Source organism: Streptomyces sp. NPDC017225, from assembly GCF_044331465.1.
Classification (GTDB): Bacteria; Actinomycetota; Actinomycetes; order Streptomycetales; family Streptomycetaceae; genus Streptomyces.
On the sequence record NZ_JBIRNE010000013.1, the window covers coordinates 190,074 to 216,158 of the forward strand.

A 26,085-nucleotide genomic window follows, 5' to 3' on the forward strand; every position below is an offset into this window, starting at 1 on the left:
CGGGGGCGCTCCTGCTGCCGGCCGTAAGACCTCCTTCACCGCCCCTGCTCCGGTACGGCGAGGACGTCGTCGCCGGCGTATGCCAGCAGTTCCCTGGTGACGGGGTGCTCCGGGGCCGTCAGCACCCGGTCCACGGGGCCGGCCTCGACCACCCTCCCCCCGTCCAGGACGACGATCCGCTCCGCGCCGCGGGCGGCGGCTGTCAGGTCGTGCGTCACCATCACGACCGTCACTCCCAGCGTCCGCCGCAGCGAGTCCAGCAGGGCCAGGACCCCGCCCGCCGTCTCCGGGTCCAGCGCGGAGGTGATCTCGTCACAGACCAGGACACGCGGCCCTGCCGCCAACGTCCGGGCGAGCGCGACCCGTTGACGCTGGCCTCCCGACAACTCCCCCGGCCGGCGCGACAGCGTTTCCGGGCCCAGTCCGACCAGGCCGAGCAGCCGTACGGCTTCCCGGGAGGCGTCGGCGGCGGACCGGCGACGCACCCCCCTGAGGGGGCGCGTGAGCGCGGTGCTCACGGATTCCCGGGGGTTGAGGGCACCCCGGGCGTCCTGCGCGACGAGCTGCACCGCCGCACCGCGCCCTCGCTCCGCGCCCTGCTCCCGCCACTCGACGCTGCCCCGCGCGGGCCGGTGAAGCCCCGCGACACACCGGGCGAGGGTGGACTTGCCCGAGCCCGAGGGACCCACGACGGCGGTGCACGAGCCTGCCGGAACGGTGAGGGAGACGTCGTGCAGCACGGGAACACGCCCGTGGGCCGCGTCCAGCCCGCGCACGGACAGCCCCCCGCCCCCACCGGCGCTCCGCCCGCTCTCCGGGCCGTGGCCGGTCGTCGGGAAACCCGGGGACGAGGGCGGGGCGGGCATCGGCGCCCTGGGCGCGGCGCCGGCGATCCGGCCTTCTTCCAGGCGGATCACCTCGTCCGCCACGGACGCGATCCACCCCGGGTCGTGGCTGACCAGCAACGCGGCACGGTCCCCGTCGGACAGGACCTCGGCCAGCAGGCCGCGCATCCCGTCCGCCAGGACCGTGTCAAGACCGCTGGTGGGTTCGTCGAGCACCAGCAGACCGGGCGTGCCCGCCAGGGCGAGGGCGAGGGCCACCCGTTGGGCCTGCCCTCCCGACACCTGCCGGGGCAGCCGCCGCCAGAACGCCCGGTCGGCCGGCAGCCGCACGGACCGCAGCAGTTCCTCGACGCGCGCACGGACCTCGTGCGCACGCCTCGCGGACGAGCGCAGACGCACCGCCTCGGCGATCTGCGTGCCGATCCGCAGCGCGGGGTTGAGCGAGGAGGCCGGGTCCTGCCCCAGGTACGACACCACGCGCCCCCGCAGCCCGCGGGCCGCGGCGCGGTCGAACGGGTCGAGGCCGGCCACCCGGACGGTGCCGGCCCGGACCTCGAGGCCTGGGCGGACATGTCCGAGCAGGCTGTACGCCAGGCTGCTCTTGCCCGATCCCGACCTGCCCACGATCCCCAGTACCCGTCCGCGCGGCAGCGACAGACCGACGTCGTGCAGGACGGGCGGGCCGCCGGCCGCCGGGCCGAGGGACAGCCCGCTGATCTCGGCGATCGGGTCCGCCCCCGACGGGCGTGCGGTCACGTGGCCGGTCACGCGGCCCCCCTTCCCACCGTGTCCGCCAGCCGTCCGGCCAGCAGGCCGACGCAGACGGAGAGCAGGACGAGCAGCAGGGCCGGAGCGAGGAAGGGCGTGGCCGCCAGTGTGGCGCCGGGGGCGTTCTCGCTCACCATGCGTCCCCAGTCGGGCGCCGCCCCGCCCTGTCCCAGGCCGAGGAAGCCCGCGGTGGCGGTGAGGTGCAGCGAGGCGACCAGGCGCAGCGCGGTGTCCATGAGGGCCGGTCCGGCGATGTTGGGCAGCACGTCGTGGCGCAGCACGGCCCGCCGGGTGTCTCCCCGGGCCAGGGCCGCCTCGACGTACCCTCTGTTCAGGACGGTGTCCGCCGCGGCCCGCAGCACCCGGGTGGAGAAGGGGGCGGTGGCCAGGGCGACGGCCGCCACGAGGGCGGCGTCGCTGCCGGGGAACCCGGCGGCCAGGACGAGGACGACCAGGAGGGCGGGGAGGACGGCGAGGGCGTCCACGCAGCGGACCAGCAGGTCGCCCAGCCGGCGGGACACCATGGCCGCCAGGACGCCGGCGGTCATCCCGGCGGCACCGGCCGCCGCCGTTCCCGCCAGCGCGGTGAGGACGATGGCACGGCCGCCGCCGAGCACCCGGCTCGCCACGTCCCTGCCCAGCACGTCGGTGCCGAGGAGGAACTGTCCGTCGGGTTGCTGGAAGGGCGCCGCGAGCTGCGCGGTGGGGCTGTGCGGCGCGGCCAGCGGCCCCAGGAGGGCGAGGAGGAGGACGAGCAGGGTGACCACCCCGGTGAACATCGGCGGCCGGCGGTGCCCGGGCGCGCCCGAAGGGCCCGGGCGTCCCCGTCGGCGCGGTGGTGTCAGAACCGTCGTCATCGGCCGTGCCCCTCCCGTGTCCCCAGCACACGCGCGCAGACGTCACCCAGCAGCAGCACCACGAGCATCACCGCGACCAGGGCGGTGGCGATGCCCTGCACCATCGGTACGTCTCGTGCCGCGACGGCCAGTTGCAGCTCCCGGCCGATTCCCGGGTAGTCGAAGACGTTCTCCACCACCACCGCGGAGCCGACCAGTGCCCCTGTGGTGAGGGTGAGTGCCTGCACGGCCGGTCCGGCGGCGTTGGGCAGGATGTGGCGCACCGCGAGTCGCACGCCGCGCACACCGTTGAGCCGTGCGGCCTCGCAGTACGGGGTGGCCGCGGCGTCCGCGACGGAGGCCCGCAGCAGCCTGGTGGCCACCGCGAGGCCGACCGCGCCGAGGGTCAGTACGGGCAGGACCAGCGCGTGCGGGACGTCGAGCGGGGTGCCTCCCAGAGGGATGACGGAGACACGCGGGAGGACCTCCAGCCACACCGCCAGGACCGCGACGAGCGACGCGGCGACGACGAACTCCGGTACGGCGGCCAGGATCTGGGCGGTCGTCGAGACGACCCGGTCGGCGCCGCCGCCGCGCAGCCCCGTCCACAGGCCGAGCAGCGCGGCGAGCGGCGCGGTGACGGCGAGCGTCAGTCCGGCGAGGAGCAGGCTGTTGGGCAGGCGGGTGGCGAGGACGTCGGCGACCGGCCTCTCCCCCACGAAGCCGTTGCCCAGGTCCCCCCGGACCGCGCCGGCCGCCCAGTCCGCGTACCTCTGGGCGGCGGGCCGGTCCAGCCCGAGCCCGGCCCGGACCTCGGCACGTTGCGCCTCGGACGCGTCCACGCCGACGACCGCGCTGACGGCGTCCCCGGGGAGGACCGCCGTGGCCGCGAAGACCGCGGCCGACAGCAGGACGAGCAGGACGGCGGCCCCCGCGAGGCGACGGGCGGCGAAGGCGAGCAGGTTCACGCCAGCGACGCCCGGGAGAAGCCCGGGAACTGCTCGAAGAGATCGTCCCGAATCCCGTCGACCCCCTTGGCCTGGGCGTTCAGATTCGGTTTGAAGACCGGCAGCACCTGGTTGCCCTCTTCCCAACGTGTTCGCTGGGCCTGCGTGCCCAGCTTCTCGGCCTGCGCCTGGTCGCTCTCGGCGCGTGCCCTCGCCACGAGGGCATCGGTGTCGGACTCCTTCCAGCCGAACGCCGACGGCGATCCGCCCGCCGTGTTCATCTGGTAGGTCGACAGCGCCGGGATGGGCATCTGGTACGAACCGGCCAGGGGCAACGCCGAGTACGCGGGGAAGTCGGCGTAGAGCTGACCCGCGGGCAGTTCGCGGACGGTCGCCCGCACACCGATCTTCTTCAGGTCCTCGACGAAGAGGGTGGCCGTCTCCACCATGCCCGGAGTCTCGGGACCGGTGGTCACGCGCACCTCCATCCCGTCGGCACCGGCCTCCTCGAGGAGTTCGCGGGCCCGCTCTGGATCGTGGGCGCGCTGGGGGATCCTGTCGGCGTAGTCGGGGAAGCCGATGGAGGGCAGGTCGTTGCCGATCTCGGCGTTGCCGTAGAAGACGGTCCTCACCATGGCCTCGCGGTCGACCGCGAGTTTGAACGCCTCCCTCACCCGCGGGTCGTCGAAGGGCTTGACGCCCATGTTCAGCTGGAAGGAGAGACCGACCAGGTAGGGGCTCTTCGTGGGAGCCAGTTCGGCCTTCGCGTCGTCCGCGAGCGTGCGCGCGGTGACCGGCGAGAGGTCGTGGGCGAAGTCGATCTCCCCGCCGGTGAGCGCCCCCGCCCTGGCCGTCGAGTCCGCGATCGACCTCAGTTCCAGGCCGTCGAGGTGGGGCACGTGACCGTAGTGGTCGTCGTAGCGCTCGAACGCCGAGCCCTGGCCGGCCGAGAACTCGGTCAGCCGGAAGGGGCCGCAACTGGGCATGCCCTCGCGGAAGTCGCTGGTGCCGTCCTTGACGACCAGGAAGTTGCCCTGGCAGAGGATCAGGCGGCCGTCGGCGATGGGCCGCAGGGTGGGCAGTACGACCTTCAGCGGCCCGTCGGCCTTGGCGCGCGCGAGGTCGAAGTTGGCGGCGGCGAGCCGGTACACGGGCAGCTTGCTCCTGGCCGCGAGCGCGCTGAGCGAGTGCAGGATGTCGGCGGAGGTCAGCTCGGATCCGTCGGTGAAGCGGACGCCGGGCCGCACGTGCAGCGTGTAGGCCGACAGGTCGTCGGAGATGTCGATGCCCTTGAGCACGCCGTAGCGCACCCCGTCGGGACCGCTGGGATCGAGGTTGCCCAGGGTGCCGTGCCAGGCCCGGGCACGCACGAGATCCAGTGCGGAAGGGCCGTTGAAGAAGTCGAGCGTCTCCGAGGCGCCGCCGCCGACGAAGGCGGCCCTCAGCGTGCCGCCCGAACGGGGCGAGGAGCCTGGTCCGGGCTTGCCGGCGGAGTCGGGCCCGTCGGTGGAGCACGCCGCCAGCAGGCCGGGTCCCACCGCCAGAGCCGCGGCGCCCGCCGCGCCGCGTCGGAGGAAGGCCCGGCGGTCGATCTGTCTGGACATGCTTCTCCTTGACGTTCTGCTGAGCTGGTGAACCGCGCACCGGGAGACACCCGCGGCGCGTGAGGCGAGGCCCGGCGCGGGCGGTGGCCGTGGACGACGAACGCGGGTACGGACGAGCCGTACCGTCCCTGCGGTGGTCCGCGGCCGGTCCGGCCGCGCGCTACCGCAGGGTGAGGGCTCCGGACGGGCAGGCCCGTACGGCCCGGCGTACGGCGTCCGACTGGGCCGACGACGGCCTCTCGGCGAGGACACGCACGAGCCCGTCGTCCTCGTCCTGGTCGAAGACGGCCGGCGCGGCGAGCACGCACTGCCCCGCCCCGACGCACCGATCCCGCTCGGCGCTGACTCTCCCGGCTCCGAACGCCTGGCCTGCCAAGGTCATGAGGGCCCCTCCCCTGTGGCCGCGGACGCGACCGACACGCGGCAGTCAGACAGTAATAGAAAACGACTTCCATCTTCAACTAGCCGCAGTCGTCCGCCCGGCGCCGGCGGTCGCGGCACGCCGCCACGCCGCCACACCACCACGGCGGACTTCGCTTGAATCATTGATGGAAATGATTACCATGTGCGAGACCTTGGGCGCCAAGTGGGCCGCCCGGCCCACGAGTTGACGGACCGCCGACAAGGCGAAAGATCTCCGGCCCGCACCCCGGCACTCGACCAACCGGCCCCGCTCCATGGGAGGTGGGCGTCCTGCGCGACGCATCGGCAACACAGTCACCGGCGCCATGGCGCGCCACACGGCAACGAAAGGCCGTCCTGAGCGCCCTGCACGACCGCCCCGGCTTCACCTCCGCCCAGGAGCTGCACGAGGCACTCGAGGCCGACGGCGTCACCATCGGCCTGACCACGGTGTACCGGACCCTTCGCGCACTGGACCGCTCGGGACAGGTCGATGTCGTGCGGGAGAAGAGCGGAGAACGGCTCTACCGGCCGCGGCCCACCGACGGGCACCGCCACTATCTCCTCTGCCGCGACTGCGGCGTCAGCACCGCGGTGGAAGCGGACGCGGTGGAACGCTGGGCGGACGACGTGGCCGAGGCCACGGGATTCGCCGACATCGAGCACACCGTGGAACTGACCGGCGTCTGCGTCCACTGCCGCGTCACCGCCGCGCCCTCGCCCCCGTGAGACGCCCGGGGCGCCACTCACCCCAACCCCATGATGAAAACGATTGTCATCGTGCTACGGTCGTCGCACACTCAACCATTAACCGGCCCATTACCCGGAGTGACCCGTGCGCGTCCCCGCCCGTCTCCTGCCCCTCCCCGCGGCACTCGCCGCCTCCGCCCTGCTCACCGGCTGCTTCGCCTCCACGGAGGCCACCGGCGCGGACGCGGGCGAGCGGATCCGCGTCGCGATGATGCAGCCGCCGCGTTCCGGTCTGTCCCCGCTCTCCGACGACGCCTTCAAGCTGTCCCGTTGGTCGACGGCGGAGACGCTCGTGAAGCTGGACGCGGACGGCGATGCCGAACCCGCGCTCGCCACCGGGTGGAAGCAGTCCGGCCGGAGCTGGACCTTCACTCTCCGTGAGGGTGTCACCTTCCACGACGGTACGAAGCTGACCGCCGAGGCCGCGGTCCGCTCCCTGACCCGGGCCGCCGGCGCCTCTCCCAAGCCCCGCATCCTCGACGGCGTCGAGCTGACCGTGAAGGCGGTGGACGCCGCCACCGTGGTCGTCACCACTGCCGAGGAGGACCCCTTGGTCCCCCAGCGGCTCAGCTCCCCCCAGTTGTCGATCCTCTCGGCGAAGGCGTACCAGGGGAAGACCGTGAACCCGGTCGGCGCCGGCACCGGCCCGTTCGAGCTGACCAAGGTCAACGGCACCTCCTCCGCCGCCCTCGACCGCTACGACAGCTACTGGGGCGGTACGGCCAAGGCTCCCGGCATCGACGTCACGTTCGTGCCGGACGGCACCGCACGCGCCGCCGCCCTGCGCAGCGGTGAGGCCGACATCGTCGAGGCCGTGCCCGTCTCGCAGGCCGCGCTGCTGGACAAGGAACTGATCACCGAGGTCCCGATGCCGCGCACCAACACCCTGTACCTCAACACGGAGAAGGGCGCCTTCAAGGACCCCGCACTGCGGGCGGCGGCACGAGAGGCGATCGACGCCGAGTCCGTCGTGAAGGGTGTGTACGAGGGCCGGGCGGACGTGGCCGAGGGGCTGCTCGGGCCCGCGCTGCCGTGGGCGGCCGGCCTGCGCGAGCCGGTACGGCGTGCGAAGGCGGGCGACCCGAACGGCAGGGACATCACCATCGGCACGTTCACCGACCGGGCCGAGCTGCCCGAGGTCGCCGCCGCGCTGCAACAGCAGCTCGAGAAGGCGGGGTTCCAGGTGAAGCTCGATGTCCGCGAGTACACCAACATCGAGTCCGACGCCCTGGCGGGCGCTTTCGACGCGTTCATCCTCTCCCGGGCCACCGTCCTCGACTCCGGCGACCCGGCCGCGTACCTCTACAGCGACTTCGCCTCCGACGGCTCCTTCAACATCTCCCAGCTGGCCGACCCCGCGGTGGACCAGGCCCTGAACAAGGCGGGCGCGACGCCGACGGGTGAGGCCCGCCGCCGGGCGGTCGTCGACGCCGAGGCCGCCGTGCTCGCCACCGACGCGGCCGTGCCGATGCTCCATGAGCGCGTGATCCAGGGCGACGCCGCCGACGTGGTCGGCGCGGCCCACGACCCGCGTGAGCGGGAGCTGGTCACACTCGACACCCACGTCAGGTGAGGCCGTTCGCAGCGGGGGCGACCCGCGCCGTCTCCCTGCTCGCCGTGCTGGCCGCCGTCGGCCTGCTGCCCTGGCTGTCCGGCCGGGACCCTGCTCTGACCGTGCTGCGCGCCCGCTCCGCCGAACAGGCGCCGACCGAGGAGGCGCTGTCCGCCATCCGCCGGGACCTGGGACTGGACGCCGGCCCGCTCTCCCTGCTCGGCGACTGGGCGGCCGGGCTGGTGCGCGGCGATCTCGGCACCTCCTGGGTGTCGGGTACGGACATCCTGCCCTCGGTCGTCTCCGGACTCCAGGTGTCGCTGGGCCTGATGGCCGCGGCGCTGACCGTGGCGGTGCTGCTGGCCGTGGCCCTGGTGACGCCCGTGCTGGTGCGCGGGCGGGGCTCGGCCGGGGCGGTCGCCGCCATGGCCGCCGCCGTGCCCGAGTTCCTCCTGGCCACCGTGGCGCTGCTGGTGTGCGGAGTGTGGCTGGGGTGGCTGCCCACGTCGGGCTGGCAGGGACCCGAGTACATGGTCCTGCCGGCCCTCGCGCTCGGCGTCCCGGCGGGCGGCCTGCTGGGCCGGCTCGTCGCGGACGCGCTGCCCGCCGTGCTGGACGAACGATGGGTGGAGCTGTGGCAGGGCGCGGGCGTGAGCCGTACCCGGATCTCGGCGGCCGCGCTGCGCCGCGTGCTTCCACCGCTGGTACCCCAGTTCGGGATGGTCACGGTCGGCCTGACGGGGGGCGCCGTCGCGGTGGAGGCCGTGTTCGCGGTTCCGGGCATCGGACGTACCGCGCTGGGCGCGGCCAAGTCGCAGGACTTGCCGCTGCTCCAGGGTTCGGTCCTCGCCCTCCTGGCTCTGGGCCTGGTCACCGGCGCGCTGGCCGCCGTCGTACGGCGCCGGCTGCTGGGTCCCGCGCTGCGCGACGCCGGGCTCACCCTGCCCCCTGCCCGCCCCGTCCGGGCGCATCCGGCGGTCCCGGTCGTCCTCGCCGTCGTACTGCTGGCGGCGATCGGCTGGGGTCTGCTGCGCGACCCGTACGCGGTGGACACCACGGCGCGGCTGGCGTCGCCGTCATGGGCGTACCCGCTGGGCACCGACGGGCTCGGCCGTGACGTACTGGCCCGGCTCGGGCACGGGGCCGCCTCCACGGTCGGTACGGCGGCGGCCGTCTGCCTGCTGAGCCTGCTGGCCGGGCTGGCGTTGGGCTTCCTGCCGGGCGTCGCGGCGGGCGCGGCGGACATCGCCAACGCCCTGCCACCCGTGATCGTCGGCATCCTGGTCGCGGCGGCGGCCGGTCCCGGCACCGGTGGCGCGGCCCTCGCCGTCGCGCTGATCTCCTGGCCGCCCCTGGCGGCGCACGCGGCCGCGCTGGTGCAGGAGGTGCGGGCGTCGGCGTTCCTGACCGCGCAACGCGCCATCGGCGCACGGCCCCTGTGGATCCTCACTCGACACGTCCTGCCGTCCGTCGCGGCCCCGGTCGCACGCCATGCCCTGCTGCGACTGCCCGGCATCGCCCTCGCTCTCGCCTCCCTGGGCTTCCTGGGCCTGGGTGCCCAGCCGCCCGCCCCCGAGTGGGGGCTGCTCCTGGACGAATCACGCGCCTACATCGAACGCGCCCCCTGGGCGGCACTCGCCCCGGCCGTCGCACTGGCCCTGCTGGCGGGGCTGGCCGTGTCGGGGGCGGCGTACGCACAAGGCCGGGAGGCGCGGCGCGCGACCGGCCGCAGTACACGAAAGGAGACCGCCCGTGTTGTCCGAGGCACTGCTGTCGGTGCGTGACCTGCGGATCGCGTTCGGCACCGTCGAGGCGGTTCGCGGGCTGTCCTTCGACGTCCGCCCGCGCGAGGTGTTCGCCGTCGTCGGGGAGTCGGGCGCCGGCAAGTCCCTCACCGCCCGGGCGCTGCTCGGCATGGTGCCGCGGGGCGCGACGACCGGCGGCGGCGTACGGTTGCGCGGCTCCGCCGACCTCGCCGCCGAACGCGGGCGCCGGATCACCCTCGTTCCACAGGACGCCCTGTCCGCCCTCTCCCCCGTCCACCCGGTCGGCGACCAGCTCGCCGCCGCCCTACGGTCGGTGCGGCGCCTGTCCCGCGGTCAGGCGCGGGCCCGGGCCGTGGCGGCGCTGGACCGGGTCGGCATCCCGGACGCCGCTCGCCGGGCGCGGGCCTACCCGCACGAGTACTCGGGCGGCATGCGGCAGCGCGCGGTGATCGCCATGGCGACGGTCAACGAGCCCGACGTCGTCGTCGCCGACGAACCGACCACCGCGCTGGACGAGGAACGCCGCGAGCAGGTTCTGCGTGTGCTCGCCGAGCAGCGGGAGGCGGTCGGCGCCGCGCTGGTGCTCGTCACCCACGACCTGGAGGTCGTACGGGAACACGCGGACCGCGTACTGGTGATGTACGCGGGCCGGGCGGCCGAACTCGGCCCCGCCCGCCAGGTGCTCGGCAGTCCGCGCGCCCCCTACACGGCGGGCCTGCTGGCCTCGCTCCCGCAGGACGGCCCCCGGCTCCGCCGGCTGCCCGCGCTCCCGGGGACCCCGCCCGCGCCGGACGCCCTCGGGCCGGGCTGCGCCTTCGCGCCGCGCTGCCACCTGGCGACGGACCGGTGCCGCGACCACGAGCCGGAAGCGCGGGCGGTGGACGGCCGCCTGGTCGCCTGCCATCACGCCGATGACATGCCCGATCCTCTCCGGGAGTTCGTGTGAACCACCCCCTGCTGGACGTCCGCGACATCACCGTCCGCTACGGCCCGGTGACCGCCGTGGACCAGCTCTCGTTCACGCTGGACGCCGGTGAGACCCTCGCCCTCGACGGCCCCTCCGGCTGCGGCAAGTCCTCCACGGCACTCGCGGTGCTCCAGCTGCGCAGGCCCGACAGCGGGTCGGTCCGCTTCGAAGGGCGGGAACTGACGGCTCTGACGGAACGCGAACTGCGCCCTCTACGCCCGCGCATGCAGCCGGTCTTCCAGGATCCCTACGGCTCCCTCAGCCCTCGTCACCGCGTCCGCGACGCGGTGGCCGAGCCGCTCAAGGTCCAGGGCGCCTGGAACAGGTCCGACGGACCCGCCCGCGTGGCCGAACTCCTCGACCGGGTCGGCCTGGATCCCGCGTACGGGGACCGGCGCCCGCACGAACTCTCCGGGGGCCAGTGCCAACGGGCCGGAATCGCCCGCGCCCTGGCGTCCGAACCGCGACTGCTCGTCCTCGACGAACCGGTTTCCGCGCTCGACGCCTCCGTGCGGGCCGGCGTTCTCAACCTGCTCTCCGACCTCCAGGACGAACTGGGCCTCGCCTATCTGTTCATCTGCCACGACCGGGCGGTCGTCCGTCACTTCGCCGACCGGGTGGTCGAGATGCGCAACGGACGCGGCGTCCCTGCCTGACGACGGCGGTGAGGACCACTGGGCGGATGCAGGCCGACGCGCGCTCACGCCGGTCGTACGGGTGCACGACGCCCGCGGATGCCGTTCACCCGCATTCGGTTCCCGGCGCACGCGTCCGACTCGGCGCCGAATCCGCCCGGAGGATTTCCATCGGTGCACGAAAGGGCAGGGAAATTGCCCGTACGGCACCGGAAAGATCCCTTTACGAGGACTCTCGGACACCGGTTCTGTATTTTGCTCTCCGCCGGAACCGACCGTGCCACTCCGCCCCGTGAGCCCGCATCGGCCCGGTCTTCAGAACGTCACCGTCACGAGACGGCCATGAACGGTCGCAGGACTTTCACACACCTCATTTCCTGTTCCAGCCCTCCACATGGCGGCTGGTAACGTGCCCGCCGTTCGACCCCCACAGAACAAAGTTCTCGATCCTTGGATTCCACTTCATGACTGGTACGCCGGACGACACCACCTCCACGAACACCTTCGCCCCGGGCGGGCGCCGTCGGCACCGCAAGGCGAGAGTGAGCCGCATCGGCGCGCGACGGGCCCTCGTGCTCGCGATGGCCGTGCCCATGGCCTCCGCCACCCTGGCCGGGACCTCGGCCTTCGCCGCCGACGGCGGCACCGCGACGGCGCGGGGCGTCTCGGTCGACGACCTCGGCGCCGACGACGCGCAGTTGGTCAAGAACCTCGACGAGCGCGTCGCCGACGAGCGCCTCGGTTCCGACGTCAGCGGCGTGGTGCTCGACGCCGACTCGGACACCCCGCTCTGGGACCACAACGGGTCCACCACTCTCATGCCGGCCTCCAACGCCAAGCTCGCCACGGCCACCACCGCCCTGACGCTGCTGGGCGCGAACCACGAGTTCACCACGAAGGTCGTGTACGGCGACGGCACCCTCACCCTCGTCGGCGGCGGTGACCGCACCCTCACCAGCGACGACGTCGCCGAGATGGCGAAGACGGCCGTCGACGGACTCGAGGCCGCGGGGCTGACCAGCGTCAAGGTCCGCGTGGACGACAGCCTGTTCGCCGAACCGAGCCTCGCCAAGGGCTGGAACGAGGGCTACTACCCCACCGAGGTCACGCCGGTGCGTTCGCTCGTCGTCGACGGCGCCGCCGTCGACGACACGTCGATCGACGCCGGCAACGTCTTCGCCAAGAAGCTCGCCGCGCAGGGCATCACCGTCGACGGCGAGGTCGGCCGCGCGACGGCGAAGCAGTCCGACGTGCCGGTGGCGCAGCACAAGTCGGCGCCGCTGTCGGAGATCGTCAAGCAGATGCTCAAGACGAGCGACAACAACATCGCGGAGACCCTGCTGCGGATGTCCGCCGTGGAGCTGGGCAAGCCGGCCACCTTCGAGGGCGGCGCCGAGCTCGTCCGCCAGGTGCTGAGCTCGTACGGAATCTCGCTCGACAACTTCGAGATGCACGACGGCAGCGGCCTGTCCCGCGCCGACCGCATCCCGGCCGCGACCCTCGCGCAGCTCCTCGACGCGATCACGGAGTCCCCCGCCCTGAGCTCGATCCTGGAGGGCCTGCCGGTCGCCGGCGAGGCCGGTGCCAGCCTCGGTCCGGAGTGGGGCCGCTTCGACGACGCCAACTCCGAGTGCGCCGTCGGCAAGGTGCACGCGAAGACCGGCACGCTCACCGGAGCCATCGCCCTGAGCGGCGTCACGCGCACCGAGGACGGCGAGTGGAGGATCTTCTCCTTCATCGAGAACAACTCGTCGGCCGACCCCAGCGACATCAAGGACGCCATGGACGGCCTCGCCGCCACCGTGAACGGCTGCTGGGCCTGACCGGCCACCGCGCCTGACGCAGCACACATCACTCATCGCGCATCGCGGTCCGTCTGCGCGTCGCCCACCGGCGGCGCGCAGACGCGTGAACCGGGGCTCGGACCGTGACTGCCGGCCGTTGCACGCAAGCACGTTCGACATTACGGTTCGTGGCTTCACAGAGCGACTACCGAGGGTTCGAGAGGTGCACGCGGCGCATGCGGCAGCCGACTGTCCAGACCATCCGGAACCCGGTCCTGCCGGGTTCGCATCCGGACCCGTGCGCGCTGCGCGTGGGCGACGATTTCTACCTGGCCACCTCGACGTTCGAATGGCACCCCGGTGTACGGCTGCACCACTCCCGTGATCTTGTGCACTGGCGACCACTGGGAGGTGTCCTGGACACCACACGCCTCCTCGACCTCACCGGCTGTCCGGATTCCGGCGGGGTGTGGGCACCGAACCTCACCTACGCGGACGGCCTGTTCCACCTGGTCTTCAGCAACGTCTCCACGTATGCGGGAGGCTTCACGGACAGCCCCAATCTCCTCACCACGGCCCCCTCCGTCCACGGTCCCTGGTCCGATCCCGTGCCGCTGCACGCGCGCGGTTTCGACGCGTCCCTCTTCCACGACGGCCCCGACAGCTGGCTGCTGAACCTGGTCCACGACTGGCGGCCCCATCACGGCGGCTCGGCCGGTCTGGAGGCGACCCGGTACGACCGGTCCGCGCGCCGTCTGGTCGGGGACCCGGTGCCGGTCACGCTGCCGCCGCAGGCCGGCTGGATCGAGGGCCCCAACCTCTACCGGCACGGCGGCTGGTACTACCTGCTGACCGCGGACGGCGGCACCGGCTACGACCATCAGGTCACCGTCGCCCGCTCCCGCACCCTGGCCGGTCCGTACGAGCGCGATCCGCGCGGGGCGCTGGTCACCGCCCGCCACCGTCCGGACCTGCCTCTGCAGAAGGCCGGACACGGCAGCCTTGTCGCGACGAGGGACGGCCAGTGGTACCTGGCCTATCTCGTCGCCCGGCCCGAAGGCCGCCGCGGGCCGTGCGTGCTGGGCCGCGAGACCGCGCTGGCACCCGTCACCTGGACTCCCGACGGATGGCCGCGTGTCCCCGCCGGTCTGCCCGCGCCGGAAGTCCCCGCCCCGGCCGGCGTCGGCGACGGCGATGTGGTGGGCGTCGAGGACGACGAAGTCGACGGCTTCGACCAGCCGGTGCTCGGGCCGCGGTGGTCGACGCTGCGGCGTCCAGCGACTCCTGACTGGCTGTCGCTCACCGCCCGCCCGTCACATCTGCGGCTGCGCGGCGGCCGCTCGCCGCAGAGCCTGACCGGCTCCAGCCTGGTCGCCCGCCGGGTGACGTCCGCGAACGGCGCCTTCGAGGCGAGGGTGGAGTACCGGCCGCGGTCCTTCCAGCATCTGGCCGGGATCACCGCGTACTACAACACGCGCAACTGGTACTTCCTGTACGTCACCGCGGACGACGAGGGCCGGGCCGTGCTGCGCGTGGCAGGCCGCGACCGCGGTGTGCTGAGCGTGGACGAGGCCGGCGGGGTGCCTCTGGGCGAGGTCCGCCGCCTGCGTCTGGGCCTCGATCTGCGGGGGCCCGACCTGCGTTTCCGTTACGCCACCGACGGCGGCTGGCACCCGGTCGGCCCGCCGCTCGACGCCACCGTCCTGTCCGACGAGCACGCGGAGGTGTTCGAGAGCGGGCAGATCAGGGACCTCGGTTTCACCGGCGCGTTCGTCGGCATGTGGGCCTGGGACCTCACCGGGGGCGGCCTGCCCGCGGACTTCGACGAGGCGGCCTGGCACGCGGCCGGTTGACAGGGCGGAGCCCTGTCGACCGCTCCGCCCTTTCGCCTTCCTCCGCCTTGCGGCCGTACGCACCCGGCCCCGCACCTCCACCCACGACCGCGGCCTCGGCCACGTCGGCGTCCACGTCCGCGTCCGCGGTTCCCTCGCCCGAAAATCGCGCATACGGCCGCCACCAGGGGCAAGGGCCGGCCGACAGCGAAACGACAGCCGTGTTTTACGCCCGTCCGACCTCCGGCACGACAGCATCTCGGCACGGTCTGAACAGCATGTGTCCCGGGGCCGTACCTCTCGGCAGATCATCACGCATCCACCCCGGAAGGGAACCCCAGCATGACCAGCGCATCGTTTCACCCCGCAGGCCCGGCCCGTCGTACCGTCGTGGCGGCGGCCGGAGCGGCGGGGCTCGCCGTCGCGCTGACCGCGTGCGGAGGCTCGGACGACGACTCGTCCGACGACACCGGTACCGCTCCCTCGGCGCCCGCCGGCGAGGAGGCGGGCGGCGGGTCGGCAGGCGACGAGGACGCCGGAGCCGCGCTCGCGGCCACCGCCGACATCCCCGAGGGCGGCGGAAAGGTCTTCGCCGACCAGAAGGTGGTGGTCACCCAGCCCGCGGCCGGCGATTTCAAGGCGTTCTCCGCCACCTGCACCCACCAGGGATGCGCGGTGAAGAGCGTGGCCGACGGTGTCATCAACTGCCCTTGTCACAACAGCAACTTCTCGATCACCGACGGGAGCGTGCAGAGCGGCCCGGCCCGCAAGCCGCTGCCCGCCGTGCAGATCACGGTGAGCGGGGATTCGATCCGGCTGGCCGGATGAGCGTGACTCAGCGCCGGGGCCGGAAGATCATGATGACGCCCGGTGAGCTGGACGCCTTCCTGACCACCCAGCGCACCTGCCGCCTCGCCACGGTCTCGGCGGACGGCGCCCCGCACGTGAGCACCCTCTGGTTCGCCTGGGACGGCTCCTCGATGTGGCTGTACTCGGTGGTGCGCAGTCGGCGCTGGGCGCACCTGCGGCGCGACCCCCGGGTGGCGATCGTGGTCGACACCGGCGAGGAGTACGACGAGTTGCGGGGCGCGGAGCTGTCCGGCCGGGTGGAGTTCGTGGGCGAGGCGCCGCGCACCGGCGAGCTGTGCGCCGAACTCGACTTCCCGGAGACGCTGTTCGCGCGCAAGAACTTCGCTCTGGAGGAGATGCCGCACGACGGCCGGCACGCCTGGCTGCGGCTGACGCCCGAGAAGACCGTCTCCTGGGACTTCCGCAAACTGGCGTCGCGGTGAGCGGCTCGGCTCACCCCGCCCGCTCCGCCCGAGCCACCTCCCCCGCCGTCGTCCGCAACGCCTCCACCGCCGCCCGGATCGACGGGCGGCGGTCGGCGTCCGCGCGCCAGACGACGTACACGTGCCGGCGCACCCGCTGCCTCAGCGGCGCGGTGACGACTCCGTCGGGCACCGGATGGCGTCCGAGCAGCGGGGCGATGCACACGCCGAGTCCCGCGGCGACCAGCCCGAGCTGGGTGTGGGTCTCGGCGGCACGATGGCCGATGATCGGCTCGATGCCCTTCGAGCGGAGCGTGAACATCAGCCACTCGTGGCAGAACTCGCCCTCTCCCCACGTGATCCACTCGTCCTCCGCGAACTCCGCGAGGTCCACCTCGTCCCGGCCCGCGAGCCGGTGGCCGGCCGGCAGGGCCACGCCGGCGGGGTCGTCCAGGAGCGGCGCCTTGACCAGGCCGTCGGGCAGCGGCATCGGCTTGTTGTACCAGTCGAGTACGACGGCCAGGTCGAGGTCGCCGCGCACCACACCGTTGACGCCGCGCTCCGGCTCCAACTCGCAGGAGCGGATGCGCAGCGCGGGGTACTCGGCGCGCAGGGCGGCCAGGGCCGCGGGGAAGAGTCCGCGGGCGGCCGTCGGGAACGCCGACAGCCTCAGCTCACCCGCCACCTGACCGCGCTGTGCCTCCAGGTCGGCCTGGGCGAGTTCGACCTGGGAGAGGATGCGGGCCGCGTGCTCGGCGAGCAGCCGGCCCGCGTCCGTGAGCCGTACGCCCCGCCCGTTCTTGGCCAGCAGCCGCTGTCCGGCCTCGCGCTCCAGTTTGGCCATCTGCTGGGAGACGGCCGAGGTGGTGATGTGCAGGCCGGCGGCGGCGCCGCTCACCGATCCGTGCCGGGCGAGGGCGTCGAGGGTGCGGAGGCGCTCCAGGTTCAACATGTAAGCGATGCTACGAGATACTCCGTGCGAAATCTCGATTGTGCTACAAGGACGGCTGCATCATCGTTGCCCGCATGAGCAGTAGCGGCACGTCCTCCTCCCTGTCCCTCCGCGCCCTCGACTGGCGGCTGCGCTTCGGGCTCCTCTCCCTCGTCTGGGGTTTCAGCTTCCTCTTCATGAAGGTGGGCACCGAGAGTTTCGCCCCGTTCCAGGTCACACTGGGGCGGCTGGTGTTCGGTACGGCGGTGGTCGCCGTGGCGATGGCGGTGAAGCGGGAACGACTGCCGCGCGGGGCGTGGACGTGGGTACATCTGGCGGTCGCCGGGTTCCTGCTCAACGCGCTGCCGTTCTCCCTGTTCGCCTTCTCGGAGCTGACGATCCCGTCGTCGCTCGCGGGCATCTGCAACGCCACCTCGCCGCTGTGGGGCATGGCCCTGTCGCTGGTCGCCCTCTCCGAGGACCGGCCGACGCGGCGGCGGGTGGCCGGCCTCGGCATCGGCTTCCTCGGCGTGCTGACGGTGCTGGGTGTCTGGCAGGGTTTCCACGGCCTGGACGTCACCGGCACGGCGCTGGCCCTGCTGGCCTCGCTCAGCTATCCGATCGGCTGGATCTACGTCCGCCGCACGCTGGCCGGCTCCAGCCACTCCCACCTCTCCCTGACCGGCGGCCAGCTGCTGCTCGCCACGCTGCAACTGGCCGTCGTGACACCGCTCTTCACCTCGGTGCCGAGCGGCTTCCCGGTACTTCCGCTGCTGGCGGTCGTGGCGCTGGGCGTCCTCGGCACCGGGCTCGCCTTCCTGATCCAGTACGACCTGGTCGCCGAGGTCGGCCCGACGACGGCCCAGATGGTCACCTACTTCACTCCGGTCATCGCCACGGCCGCGGGCGTCGCGTTGCTCGGCGAGTCGCTGTCCTGGTCGACGCCGGCCGGCGCGGCGATCGTCCTCGCGGGCGCGGCACTGACCCAGTCACGGCCGAAGACCACCACGAACGGCAGGGACGGCACGGGCGCCACGGCCCGCACCAGCGCCACGGGCGGCATGGACTCCACGGCCCGCACCGGTGACACGGACGCCGCTGCCCGCGCCGGTGCCACCAGCGCCATGGACGGCGCGGATCGCACCGACGGCAGGCGGGGCGCCGTCGCCACAAGCGCGACGGACGGCCCGGCGGAGCAGCCGACGCGCCGGTCGCGCGTGCGGCAGAGGTCGACGACGTAGGGGCCCTTGAGCGACCCGGCCGAAACCGGGCGCGGCCCGGCGGGGCGCCACGGGTCAGACCTGGCTCCGGTGCCTTGCCCAGCCCGGTCCCGGCCCCACCGCCGTCGCGACCGCGTCCGCCAGAGGCGCGACGTCGCCCTCCGTCAGCGAGGAGACGGTGATCCGGATACCGGGCGGGGCGCCCACGCGGAAGCGCGCGCCCGGGGCCACGGCCCAGCCCGCGTGCAGCAGCCGGGCGACGGCGCCGGTCTCGTCCGGCACCGGGACCCACACGTTCATGCCGCTGCGTCCGTGCGCGGCGATCCCGCGTTCGGCGAGAGCGCCGAGGAGCGCGTCCCGGCGCCACCCGTACGCCGCCGCCACCGCGTGCGCGTCCACCGCGCCGTCCGCCCACAGCCGGGCGACCGCCCGCTGGGTGATGCGGCTGACCCAGCCGGGACCCAGCCGCTGCCTCCCGCGCACCCGGTCCAGCGTGACGGCGTCCCCGGTGAGCACGGCGAGGCGCAGGTCGGGGCCGCAGGCCTTGGCCGCCGAGCGGACGAAGGCCCAGCTGTGCGTCGTACCGGCGAGCGGGTGCAGGGGCAGGTCGACGATGCGGTGGCCGTGGTCGTCCTCGATCAGCAGCGTCCGAGGGTGGTCGCGCAGCACGGACCGCAGGGCACGCGCGCGCGTGGCGCTCACCGCGGCGCCGGTCGGGTTCTGCGCGCGGTCCGTGACGACCAGGGCGCGGGCACCGCCCTCGATGACCCGGCGTACGTCTTGTGGCAGCGGCCCCTCGTCGTCGACGCCGACGGCGACCGTGCGCAGGCCGAGCGCGGGGACGAGGTCGAGGAGACTTCCCCAGCCCGGGTCCTCGACGGCGACGGCGTCGCCCGGTCGGAGGTGGGTCGCGAGCACCCGCTCCATGGCGTCCAGCGAGCCCGATGTGACGGCCACGGGCCCCTTCGGCACTCCGTCGGCGTCCAGTTCGGCCCGGGCGCGGCGCGCCAGTTCCGGCTCCACGGGCTCGTCCCCGTACAGCACCGGTTCCCGGTCGCCCTGCTCGGCCGCCGCCGCGAACACCGGTCCCAGCGCGGGCAGCAGCGCCGGGTCGGGGTTTCCGGCGGACACGTCGCGCACCCCCTTCGGCACCTCGACCCTGAGGAACTCGCGCCCGGTGGTGGCCGGCTTCGCGCGCACGCGGCTGCCCCGGCGCCCGGCCGTCTCGATGACCCCGCGCTCGCGCAGGGTGCGATAGGCGGCGGCGACCGTGTTCGGGTTCACCCCGAGCGTCTGCGCCAACTCCCGCATGGGCGGCAGCGGTTGCCCGGGCTCCAGCTCCCCAGAGCCCACCGCACGCTCGACACTCGCGGAAATCTCCGCCGCACCCCGTCCTGTGATCCGATACTCTCCTAGCACAAACCACATTATGCACTAGTGCAATGGAGAGCGCCATGCAGGGGCCCACGCAGACGCCGTCGCAGTCCGCCACCGCGTACCCGCCCACCGACCGCACCGTCCCCACCCGCTCCCCCGACCGCGCCTCGTACGACAAGGAGCTGGTGCACTCGATACTCGACGAGGGATACGTCTGCCATCTCGGCTTCGTCCGCGACGGCTCCCCGGTGGTGCTGCCGACGCTCTACGGCCGGGTCGGCGAGCGGCTCTACGTGCACGGCTCGACGGGCTCGCGCCCGCTGCGGATGACGGGCGCGGCCGACCCGGGGCTGCCGGTGTGCCTGACGGTGACGCACGTGGACGCGCTGGTGCTGGCCCGCTCGGCCTTCCACCACTCGATCAACTACCGGTCGGTGGTGGTGCACGGCACCGCGTACGACGTGACGGACGCGGAGGAGAGGCGGACGGCCCTGGACGCCCTGGTCGACCACGTCGTCCCCGGCCGCTCCCGCGACTCCCGGCCGGCCAACAAGAAGGAGCTGGCCGCCACCGCCGTGATCCGCCTCGATCTGAACGAGGTCTCCGCCAAGCTCCGCACCGGCGGTGTGAACGACGAGCCCGAGGACCTCGCCCTCCCCCACTGGGCAGGCCTCGTCCCGCTGCGCAAGGGCTACGACGCCCCGGTCGCCGACCCGGGCCTGGACTCCGGCACCGGACTGCCCGGCTACCTGTCGGCTCTGTGACACGGGGCCGGACGGCCCGCGAGCCGGCGCCGGCCGTCACGCCGGCGCCGGCCGGTGGTCAGGCAGGCGCCGGCCGCGTCCGCGCCTGACGGGTCTCCGTCACCGCGAGCCCCGCGACCGAGCCGAGCATCAACAGGGTTCCGGACAGCGTCGCGACCGTGAGGTGTTCGCCGAGGAGCAGCACGGCGAGCGCCGCCGCGCTGACCGGTTCCAGCAGCATGATCACGGAGACGGTGGCGGACCGGACGACGGCCGCGCCGGCGAAGTAGAGCGCGTAGGCGAGGGCGGTCGGGACGGCGGCGACGTACGCCAGGAGCCACAGGAGGCGGACCGGTTCGGCGGTGTGCGGCACCAGCCCCTCGGCGAGGGCGAGCGGCAGCAGGCACAGGCTGGTGACGGCGAACGCCCCGACGGACGTACTGGCGGCGTCCGCCCCGCCGTCGCGCCCCCACCAGCGGGTGAGCAGCGTCATCACCGAGTAGCCGACGGCGGACAGCAGCGCGAGGAGCACGCCCGACAGGCGGACGGTCGTACTTCCGCCGCCGAGGACGAGCACCACGAGCCCGGCGAGCGCCCCGACCACGGCGGCGGCCCCGCCGCGGCCCAGGTGCTCCCCGAGGGCGCGGCGCGCGCCGAGCGCGATGAGCACCGGGCCGGCGCCGAGCGTGACCACGGTGGCCACGGCGAGCCCGGTGGACTGCACCGCGGCGAAGTAGGCGGTCTGGAACACCGCGAGGCCCAGGCCGGTGACCACGGCCCGCAGTACCTTGCGGGCGAACGGCTCGCGTACGGCGGTGCGCCCGTGCACGCGCGGGCGCGGGCGCAGCGGGCGGACGGCGAGCAGCAGCACGAGCCCGGCCGCGCACCGCCAGAAGGACAGGGCGACGGGCCCCATGTCACTGGCCCGGTAGACCAGCGAGGCGGCGGCACCGGCGGTGCCCCAGGCGAAACCGGCGACGATCAGGTAGAGGAGGCCACGCCCGACGGGCAGGCCGGAGACGGCATTCGACACGGCTTTCGACACGAGTTCTCTCCGCAGACGCGCACAGGGCGCGGGAGTTCGAAGCGGGCCCCGGAACGGCCGGGGGCGCGGGGACTGCGTCTGCGGGCAGCACCGTCCGGCCCGGCGACAGTGCGCCGGGCTGATCACAGGGCCCGCCTCAGGCGGCCGGAGGCGGGAGGACGAGTGCGTCGGAATGCATGATCAGCAGCTTAGGTCGCCGTTCCCCGGCCGGACAACTCCCTTTCCGGTCCGCCGCTCGCCACCGGATCCGTGGACCCCTTGGCGGGCGTCGACGACTGGGCGATGAAGGCGCCCACCAGGACCACGACGCCCCCGATGATCTGCGGGGCGGACAGGTGCTCGCCGAGCAGCACCCAGGCCAGGACGGTCGCGACGACCGCCTCGAGGCATGCCACGACGCCCGCGACCTGCGGCGAGAGGCGGCGCACGGCGACGATGCCGGTGACGTAGGCGAGGACCGTGGCGATGAACACGATCCAGGCCAGCAGCAGCGCGGCGGCGACGGGTGTGCCGTCCATGGGGACCTCGTGGGTGAGGACGGACCAGTCCATGGACCAGGGGCGGGCGACGACGGTGAGCACGGCGGCCCCGACGAGCAGGCCGTAGGCGATGACGCCGAGCGGGTCGGGCGCCTCGTCTCCGGCGTCGCTGCCCTGGTCGGACAGGACGAAGTAGCCCACCTGGCAGCAGGCCGCGCCGAGCGCGAGCAGCAGTCCGACCGCGTCGAAGCGCAGCCCCGACCAGACCTCCACGACGCAGGCGAGCCCGCCGACCGCGAGGATTACGCCGAGCGCCGCGGCCCGCGTCACGGGCCATCGTTGCACGAACCGCACCCAGCCGAGGACCAGGGCGGGCGCCAGGTACTCGACGAGCAGCGCGACGCCCACGGGGATACGGGAGATGGCGGCGAAGTAGCAGGCCTGCACGCCGGCCACGGCGAGCAGGCCGAACCCGGCGAGCAGACCGGGTCGGCGGCGCAGCAGCGCGCGGTGGCGCACGGCGAGAGGCAGCATCACCAGGGCCGCGCCGGCCACGCGCAGCCAGACCACGTGGAGCGGGTCGAGTCCCGCCTCGATCAGCGGCTTGGCCGCGACCCCGGACCCTCCGAAGGCGACCGCGGACGCGAGCGCCAGGCCGAGCCCGGCACCCTTTCCGTGGGTGCCGCGAGCACTGTCAGACGTATGCACCGGCACATGATGACAGGGGACGACATGACCGTCACCCCCAAAGACACCTGTCTCACCGACTGGACGCGTCCACGACACGACCGCGCGGACGCCCCGGCCGGGATCAGGGTGTCGGCTCGAAGTGGTTCTCCACGCGGGCGAGCACCGTGCGCGGTTCGACGGCGGCGCGGCCGAGCACCTCGACGGCCCGCGCCTGCGGGTCCGCGACGAGGGCGGCGAGCAGGTCGATACCGCAGGCCCGGGCCGCCCCCCGCCGTCGCGCGCGTACGCAGGCGTCCGCCATGGCCGCGGCGGCCAGCGGCGAGAGACCGACGACGCCGCTCACCACGGGTACGGCCCCGGAGTCCTCGACCGTGCTCTGCCAGCGCAGGCCGTAGCCGATGCTGCGCTGCACGAGGTAACCGAGGAGCCGGGCGATCCTCGGTCCCTCACCGAGGACGGTGCACACCTCGGGGTCGTGTTCCAGGAGGGAGTGCAGCAGGTGGGCCGTGTCGATCTGCCGGTCCCCGTCCCGCACCGCTCGGCGGCGGGCGCCGGAGACCACCGATGCCAGTTCCGCGTTGAACCGGGCATCGGCGTCGGCGCCTTCCGGGCGCCGGGCGTCTTGCTCGCCGGGCGACTGCCGGGGGATACGGGGTTGCACATCCCCCAGCTCATCAGTCCCTCGCGACCGGGTCATCCCCGAAGGGAAGCATTTCGGCGTCCCACGCAGAGTGGACCCACCCGGCCGAAATCTCCTCCTTGCGGATGAGATCAAGCCGTTTCGCCCTCACGGAGGCGTGGCGCCTTGCCGCACGTCCTCACGGTGGCGACACGGCGGAGGCGGCCGAGCCCACCCGCGCGCGAAGGTGCCCCGCGGAGCGCTCCGCGGGGCACCTCGTGACTGCGGCCGTACGGTTCAGTCCTCGTCGGCGAGGATCAGGTACAGCTTCTTGCGGGCGTCACCGATGACGGCGACCGCCTTCTCCCGCTGCTCCTTGCTGCCGGTCTTCCAGACCTGGCCGAAGGCCTCCATCAGCCCGAAGCCGGCCTGCCGGACGTCGTTCAGCGCCTCCCAGTCGACGCCCCGTGAGGCCTCTTCCCAGGGCGCCTCCGGCCCCTCCTCGGCTGCGGCGCGGCCCGCCTCGGTGAGCGCGAAGAGCTTCTTCCCGCCCTCGCTCTCACTGGCGATCAGGCCCTCGTCCTCCAGCAGCTGGAGGGTGGGGTAGACCGAGCCGGGGCTGGGCTTCCACGCCCCGCCGCTGCGCTCGGCGATCTCCTGGATCATCTCGTAGCCGTGCATCGGCCGGTCCTTCAGGAGGGCCAGGATCGATGCCCGTACGTCACCGCGCCGTGCCCTTCCCCTCGGACCGCCACGCCCTCGGCCGCCCCAGGGGCCTCCGTGACCGAAGCCCGGCCCGAAGGGGCCGCCGCCGGGACCGCCGCCGGGACCACCCGGCCCGAAGGGACCGAAGGCCGCACGCCGGCCGTCGAAACCCTCGAAGCCACCGGAGCCGCCGGAGCCGCCGTGACCGCCGCGGCCGAAGGGGCCGCCCCCACCGTGTCCACGCTCGTAGCCGTGATTACGCATGACCATCACTCCATCCAGTCATTGATCTGTCGCGATAACTCAACGATATATCGGAACGTGTCGACTGGCAACCCTCCCGATCCGCTCAGGACCACCGGCGTCGGCGCGAGGAGCCGGATCACCAGGCACGGAACCCGGTCCAGAACTCGTGAATTGGCCTTGGTCCGCGGTCGCGCGGAGCGTCTAGCGTCGGGGCATGCGCATCCGAATCGTCGACGCCTTCACCGACCGGCCCTTCGCCGGCAACCCCGCCGGGGTCCTGCTCCTCGACGCCTTCCCGGGCGACGACCGGCTCCAGCAGGTCGCCCTGGAGGTCAACCACGCCGAGACCGCGTTCGCCCACCCGCTGCCCGAGGGCGGTGAGGCCGACTGGGCGCTGCGCTGGTTCACGCCGGCCACCGAGGTCGCGATGTGCGGCCACGCCACGCTCGCCACGGCCCACGTCCTGCACACCACCGGCGCCCACAGGGGCCCGGTGCGGTTCGCCACGCGCAGTGGCGTCCTGGTCGCGACGCCCCGCGAGGACGGGTCGATCACGCTGGACTTCCCGACCGCGACGCTCACCCCGGTCGAGGTGCCGGCGGGCGTCGCCGAGGCCCTGGGCGCCGAGCCCCACGCCGTCCTCGACACCGGGCCGGACATCGGGGACCTGCTGGTCGAGGTCGCCGACGAGAAGACGGTCCATGGCCTGACGCCGGATCACAGGGCGCTGGCCGCCCACTCCGCGCGCGGCATCATCGCCACCGCCCGTGCGGAGGACCCGGCACGCGGCTACGACTACGTCTCCCGCTGCTTCTTCCCGAACGTCGGCGTCGACGAGGACCCGGTCACCGGCAGCGCCCACACGGCCCTCGCACCCTTCTGGTCCGAGCGCCTCGGCCGCGCCGACCTCACGGGACTCCAGGCCTCGCCGCGCTCCGGCCGGGTCCGCACCGAGACGCGCGGCAGGCGCACGCTGCTGAGCGGGCGCGCGGTGACGGTGATCGAGGGTGAGCTGCTGGCTTGAGAGCGGACCCGGGCCTGTCCGGCGGTGGAGTTGGGTGAGGCGGGGTGGGGCGGGGGCGTGGCGGGGAGGTCTCCCTCCACGTCCCCACCGCTTTCACGCCGTCGGGAGCCAGTCCACCTTCCCGGCGAGCAACGCGTATCCCACGAAGGCCCCGATGTCGAGCAGCGAGTGCGCCACCACCAGCGGGCCCACGCGCCCCCACCGGCGGTACAGGTACACGAACACGACGCCCATCACCATGTTGCCGATGAAGCCGCCGATGCCCTGGTAGAGGTGGTAGGACCCGCGCAGCACCGAACTGGCCGCCAGGGACGCGCCCGGACTCCAGCCGAGCTGGTCCAGCCGCCGCAGCAGGTAGCCGACGACGAGGACCTCCTCCAGGACGGAGTTCTGCACCGCCGAGAGGATCAGTACGGGGTACTTCCACCACACGTCGGGCAGGGCCTCGGGCACCACGGTGAGGTTGAAGCCGAGGCCCCGGGCGGCCAGGTAGAAGGCGATACCGGTGCTGCCGATGACGGCGGCGACGGCGGCCCCGCGGCCCAGGTCCGGCCACGGACGGCCGCGGTCGAAGCCGAGCGTGCGCAGGCTCCGGCCCTCACGCAGCAGGAAGTGCGCGACGAGCGCGACCGGGACGAGCGCCGTGCTGATCCCGAAGAGCTGCCAGGCCAGGTCGAGCCAGGGACGGCCGGGCGCCGCGGAGGCGTTGAGAGTGGCCGCCTGGTCCTTCAGCCCGCCGGGGCGGGTGACCGAGCCGATGAAACTGATGAGGGCCGACACCCCGCTGGCGCCGAGCGACAGCGCCAGGACGAGCAGTGTCTCGTCGCGCAGGTTCCGTCGCGAGAGCCGCTCCCCGAGAACGGGTTCCTCACGAACCGCCTTCTCCCCACGCCCTGCGCTCTCCCCCCGACCGGGTCGCTCCCCGCTACCGTGCTTCTCCTCATGAACTGGCTTCTGAGGGAACGAATCGTCCAACGGGCCCGCCTCCGCCATGCACACCTGCCTCCAGCTGGGACGTCACAGCTTGCCCGATCAGTATGAGGCGGC

Annotated in this window: 24 protein-coding genes; 12 read left to right on the forward strand and 12 right to left on the reverse strand. The window is 73.5% G+C overall.

Annotation, left to right across the window (positions count from 1 at the left end; translation table 11 throughout):
- Positions 1-35: 35 nt before the first annotated feature.
- The 5 genes from ACH4NX_RS26660 to ACH4NX_RS26680 all read right to left on the reverse strand — a co-directional run bounded on the left by ACH4NX_RS26660 (position 36) and on the right by ACH4NX_RS26680 (position 5,382).
- On the reverse strand, positions 36-1,613 hold the full coding sequence (locus ACH4NX_RS26660; protein ID WP_398128959.1) for an ABC transporter ATP-binding protein: 1,578 nt from the start codon (positions 1,611-1,613) through the stop codon (positions 36-38).
- Positions 1,610-2,470: an ABC transporter permease subunit gene (locus ACH4NX_RS26665; RefSeq protein ID WP_398128960.1), complete on the reverse strand. Its 861-nt coding sequence runs from the start codon at positions 2,468-2,470 to the stop codon at positions 1,610-1,612. Before ACH4NX_RS26665 ends, ACH4NX_RS26660 begins: the two co-directional genes overlap by 4 nt.
- Positions 2,467-3,417, reverse strand: a complete 951-nt coding sequence (locus ACH4NX_RS26670; RefSeq protein WP_351395264.1) for an ABC transporter permease — start codon at positions 3,415-3,417, stop codon at positions 2,467-2,469. Before ACH4NX_RS26670 ends, ACH4NX_RS26665 begins: the two co-directional genes overlap by 4 nt.
- Entirely contained in the window at positions 3,414-5,000 is a 1,587-nt protein-coding gene (locus ACH4NX_RS26675; RefSeq protein WP_351395267.1) for an ABC transporter substrate-binding protein, read from the reverse strand. Before ACH4NX_RS26675 ends, ACH4NX_RS26670 begins: the two co-directional genes overlap by 4 nt.
- Positions 5,001-5,160: 160 nt before the next feature.
- A complete protein-coding gene (locus tag ACH4NX_RS26680; protein WP_398128961.1) occupies positions 5,161-5,382 on the reverse strand; it encodes a ferredoxin in 222 nt (73 codons plus the stop codon).
- 302 nt (positions 5,383-5,684) lie between these two features.
- On the opposite strand from ACH4NX_RS26680, the gene ACH4NX_RS26685 reads away from it, so the two are divergent.
- From ACH4NX_RS26685 to ACH4NX_RS26725, 9 genes are all read left to right on the forward strand, one after another.
- A complete protein-coding gene (locus ACH4NX_RS26685) occupies positions 5,685-6,131 on the forward strand; it encodes a Fur family transcriptional regulator (protein WP_398128962.1) in 447 nt (148 codons plus the stop codon).
- 106 nt (positions 6,132-6,237) lie between these two features.
- On the forward strand, positions 6,238-7,725 hold the full coding sequence (locus ACH4NX_RS26690) for an ABC transporter substrate-binding protein (protein ID WP_351395273.1): 1,488 nt from the start codon (positions 6,238-6,240) through the stop codon (positions 7,723-7,725).
- The gene (locus ACH4NX_RS26695) at positions 7,722-9,488 is read left to right on the forward strand and encodes an ABC transporter permease subunit (protein WP_398128963.1); all 1,767 of its coding nucleotides are present in this window, start codon (positions 7,722-7,724) and stop codon (positions 9,486-9,488) included. The genes ACH4NX_RS26690 and ACH4NX_RS26695 overlap by 4 nt, the downstream gene beginning before the upstream one ends.
- Positions 9,457-10,416, forward strand: coding sequence for an ABC transporter ATP-binding protein (locus ACH4NX_RS26700; RefSeq protein ID WP_351395278.1), 960 nt, complete (start codon positions 9,457-9,459; stop codon positions 10,414-10,416). The genes ACH4NX_RS26695 and ACH4NX_RS26700 overlap by 32 nt, the downstream gene beginning before the upstream one ends.
- Positions 10,413-11,093: an ATP-binding cassette domain-containing protein gene (locus tag ACH4NX_RS26705; RefSeq protein WP_398128964.1), complete on the forward strand. Its 681-nt coding sequence runs from the start codon at positions 10,413-10,415 to the stop codon at positions 11,091-11,093. The genes ACH4NX_RS26700 and ACH4NX_RS26705 overlap by 4 nt, the downstream gene beginning before the upstream one ends.
- Positions 11,094-11,536: 443 nt before the next feature.
- Entirely contained in the window at positions 11,537-12,895 is a 1,359-nt protein-coding gene (gene dacB, locus ACH4NX_RS26710) for a D-alanyl-D-alanine carboxypeptidase/D-alanyl-D-alanine-endopeptidase (RefSeq protein ID WP_398128965.1), read from the forward strand.
- 197 nt (positions 12,896-13,092) lie between these two features.
- Positions 13,093-14,709, forward strand: a complete 1,617-nt coding sequence (locus ACH4NX_RS26715) for a family 43 glycosylhydrolase (protein WP_398128966.1) — start codon at positions 13,093-13,095, stop codon at positions 14,707-14,709.
- A gap of 321 nt (positions 14,710-15,030) precedes the next feature.
- A complete protein-coding gene (locus tag ACH4NX_RS26720) occupies positions 15,031-15,516 on the forward strand; it encodes a Rieske (2Fe-2S) protein (protein WP_351395288.1) in 486 nt (161 codons plus the stop codon).
- On the forward strand, positions 15,513-15,980 hold the full coding sequence (locus ACH4NX_RS26725) for a pyridoxamine 5'-phosphate oxidase family protein (RefSeq protein WP_351395291.1): 468 nt from the start codon (positions 15,513-15,515) through the stop codon (positions 15,978-15,980). Before ACH4NX_RS26720 ends, ACH4NX_RS26725 begins: the two co-directional genes overlap by 4 nt.
- 10 nt (positions 15,981-15,990) lie before the next feature.
- Here ACH4NX_RS26725 and ACH4NX_RS26730 read toward each other — a convergent pair whose 3' ends face one another.
- The gene (locus ACH4NX_RS26730) at positions 15,991-16,911 is read right to left on the reverse strand and encodes a LysR family transcriptional regulator (protein ID WP_398128967.1); all 921 of its coding nucleotides are present in this window, start codon (positions 16,909-16,911) and stop codon (positions 15,991-15,993) included.
- A gap of 74 nt (positions 16,912-16,985) precedes the next feature.
- Between ACH4NX_RS26730 and ACH4NX_RS26735 the strand changes: the two genes are divergently transcribed.
- Positions 16,986-18,131, forward strand: coding sequence for a DMT family transporter (locus ACH4NX_RS26735; protein WP_398128968.1), 1,146 nt, complete (start codon positions 16,986-16,988; stop codon positions 18,129-18,131).
- A 54-nt stretch (positions 18,132-18,185) separates the two neighbouring features.
- Here the strand turns inward: ACH4NX_RS26735 and ACH4NX_RS26740 are convergent, their stop codons facing one another.
- Complete coding sequence (locus ACH4NX_RS26740; protein ID WP_398128969.1) at positions 18,186-19,529, reverse strand: aminotransferase class I/II-fold pyridoxal phosphate-dependent enzyme; 1,344 nt, start codon at positions 19,527-19,529, stop codon at positions 18,186-18,188.
- A gap of 35 nt (positions 19,530-19,564) precedes the next feature.
- On the opposite strand from ACH4NX_RS26740, the gene ACH4NX_RS26745 reads away from it, so the two are divergent.
- Positions 19,565-20,251 carry a pyridoxamine 5'-phosphate oxidase family protein gene (locus ACH4NX_RS26745; protein ID WP_351395303.1) on the forward strand — a complete coding sequence of 229 codons (687 nt, stop codon included), beginning with the start codon at positions 19,565-19,567 and terminating at the stop codon, positions 20,249-20,251.
- A gap of 58 nt (positions 20,252-20,309) precedes the next feature.
- Here ACH4NX_RS26745 and ACH4NX_RS26750 read toward each other — a convergent pair whose 3' ends face one another.
- The 4 genes from ACH4NX_RS26750 to ACH4NX_RS26765 all read right to left on the reverse strand — a co-directional run bounded on the left by ACH4NX_RS26750 (position 20,310) and on the right by ACH4NX_RS26765 (position 24,032).
- Positions 20,310-21,263 carry a DMT family transporter gene (locus ACH4NX_RS26750; protein WP_398128988.1) on the reverse strand — a complete coding sequence of 318 codons (954 nt, stop codon included), beginning with the start codon at positions 21,261-21,263 and terminating at the stop codon, positions 20,310-20,312.
- A 200-nt stretch (positions 21,264-21,463) separates the two neighbouring features.
- The gene (locus ACH4NX_RS26755) at positions 21,464-22,468 is read right to left on the reverse strand and encodes an EamA family transporter (RefSeq protein ID WP_398128970.1); all 1,005 of its coding nucleotides are present in this window, start codon (positions 22,466-22,468) and stop codon (positions 21,464-21,466) included.
- A gap of 97 nt (positions 22,469-22,565) precedes the next feature.
- The gene (locus ACH4NX_RS26760) at positions 22,566-23,105 is read right to left on the reverse strand and encodes a Clp protease N-terminal domain-containing protein (protein WP_351395309.1); all 540 of its coding nucleotides are present in this window, start codon (positions 23,103-23,105) and stop codon (positions 22,566-22,568) included.
- 255 nt (positions 23,106-23,360) lie between these two features.
- Positions 23,361-24,032 carry a PadR family transcriptional regulator gene (locus ACH4NX_RS26765; RefSeq protein WP_398128971.1) on the reverse strand — a complete coding sequence of 224 codons (672 nt, stop codon included), beginning with the start codon at positions 24,030-24,032 and terminating at the stop codon, positions 23,361-23,363.
- Positions 24,033-24,228: 196 nt separating this feature from the next.
- Between ACH4NX_RS26765 and ACH4NX_RS26770 the strand changes: the two genes are divergently transcribed.
- Entirely contained in the window at positions 24,229-25,038 is an 810-nt protein-coding gene (locus tag ACH4NX_RS26770; protein ID WP_351395315.1) for a PhzF family phenazine biosynthesis protein, read from the forward strand.
- Between the two features lie 93 nt (positions 25,039-25,131).
- Here the strand turns inward: ACH4NX_RS26770 and ACH4NX_RS26775 are convergent, their stop codons facing one another.
- Complete coding sequence (locus tag ACH4NX_RS26775) at positions 25,132-26,031, reverse strand: CPBP family intramembrane glutamic endopeptidase (protein ID WP_398128972.1); 900 nt, start codon at positions 26,029-26,031, stop codon at positions 25,132-25,134.
- Between the last annotated feature and the right edge of the window lie 54 nt (positions 26,032-26,085).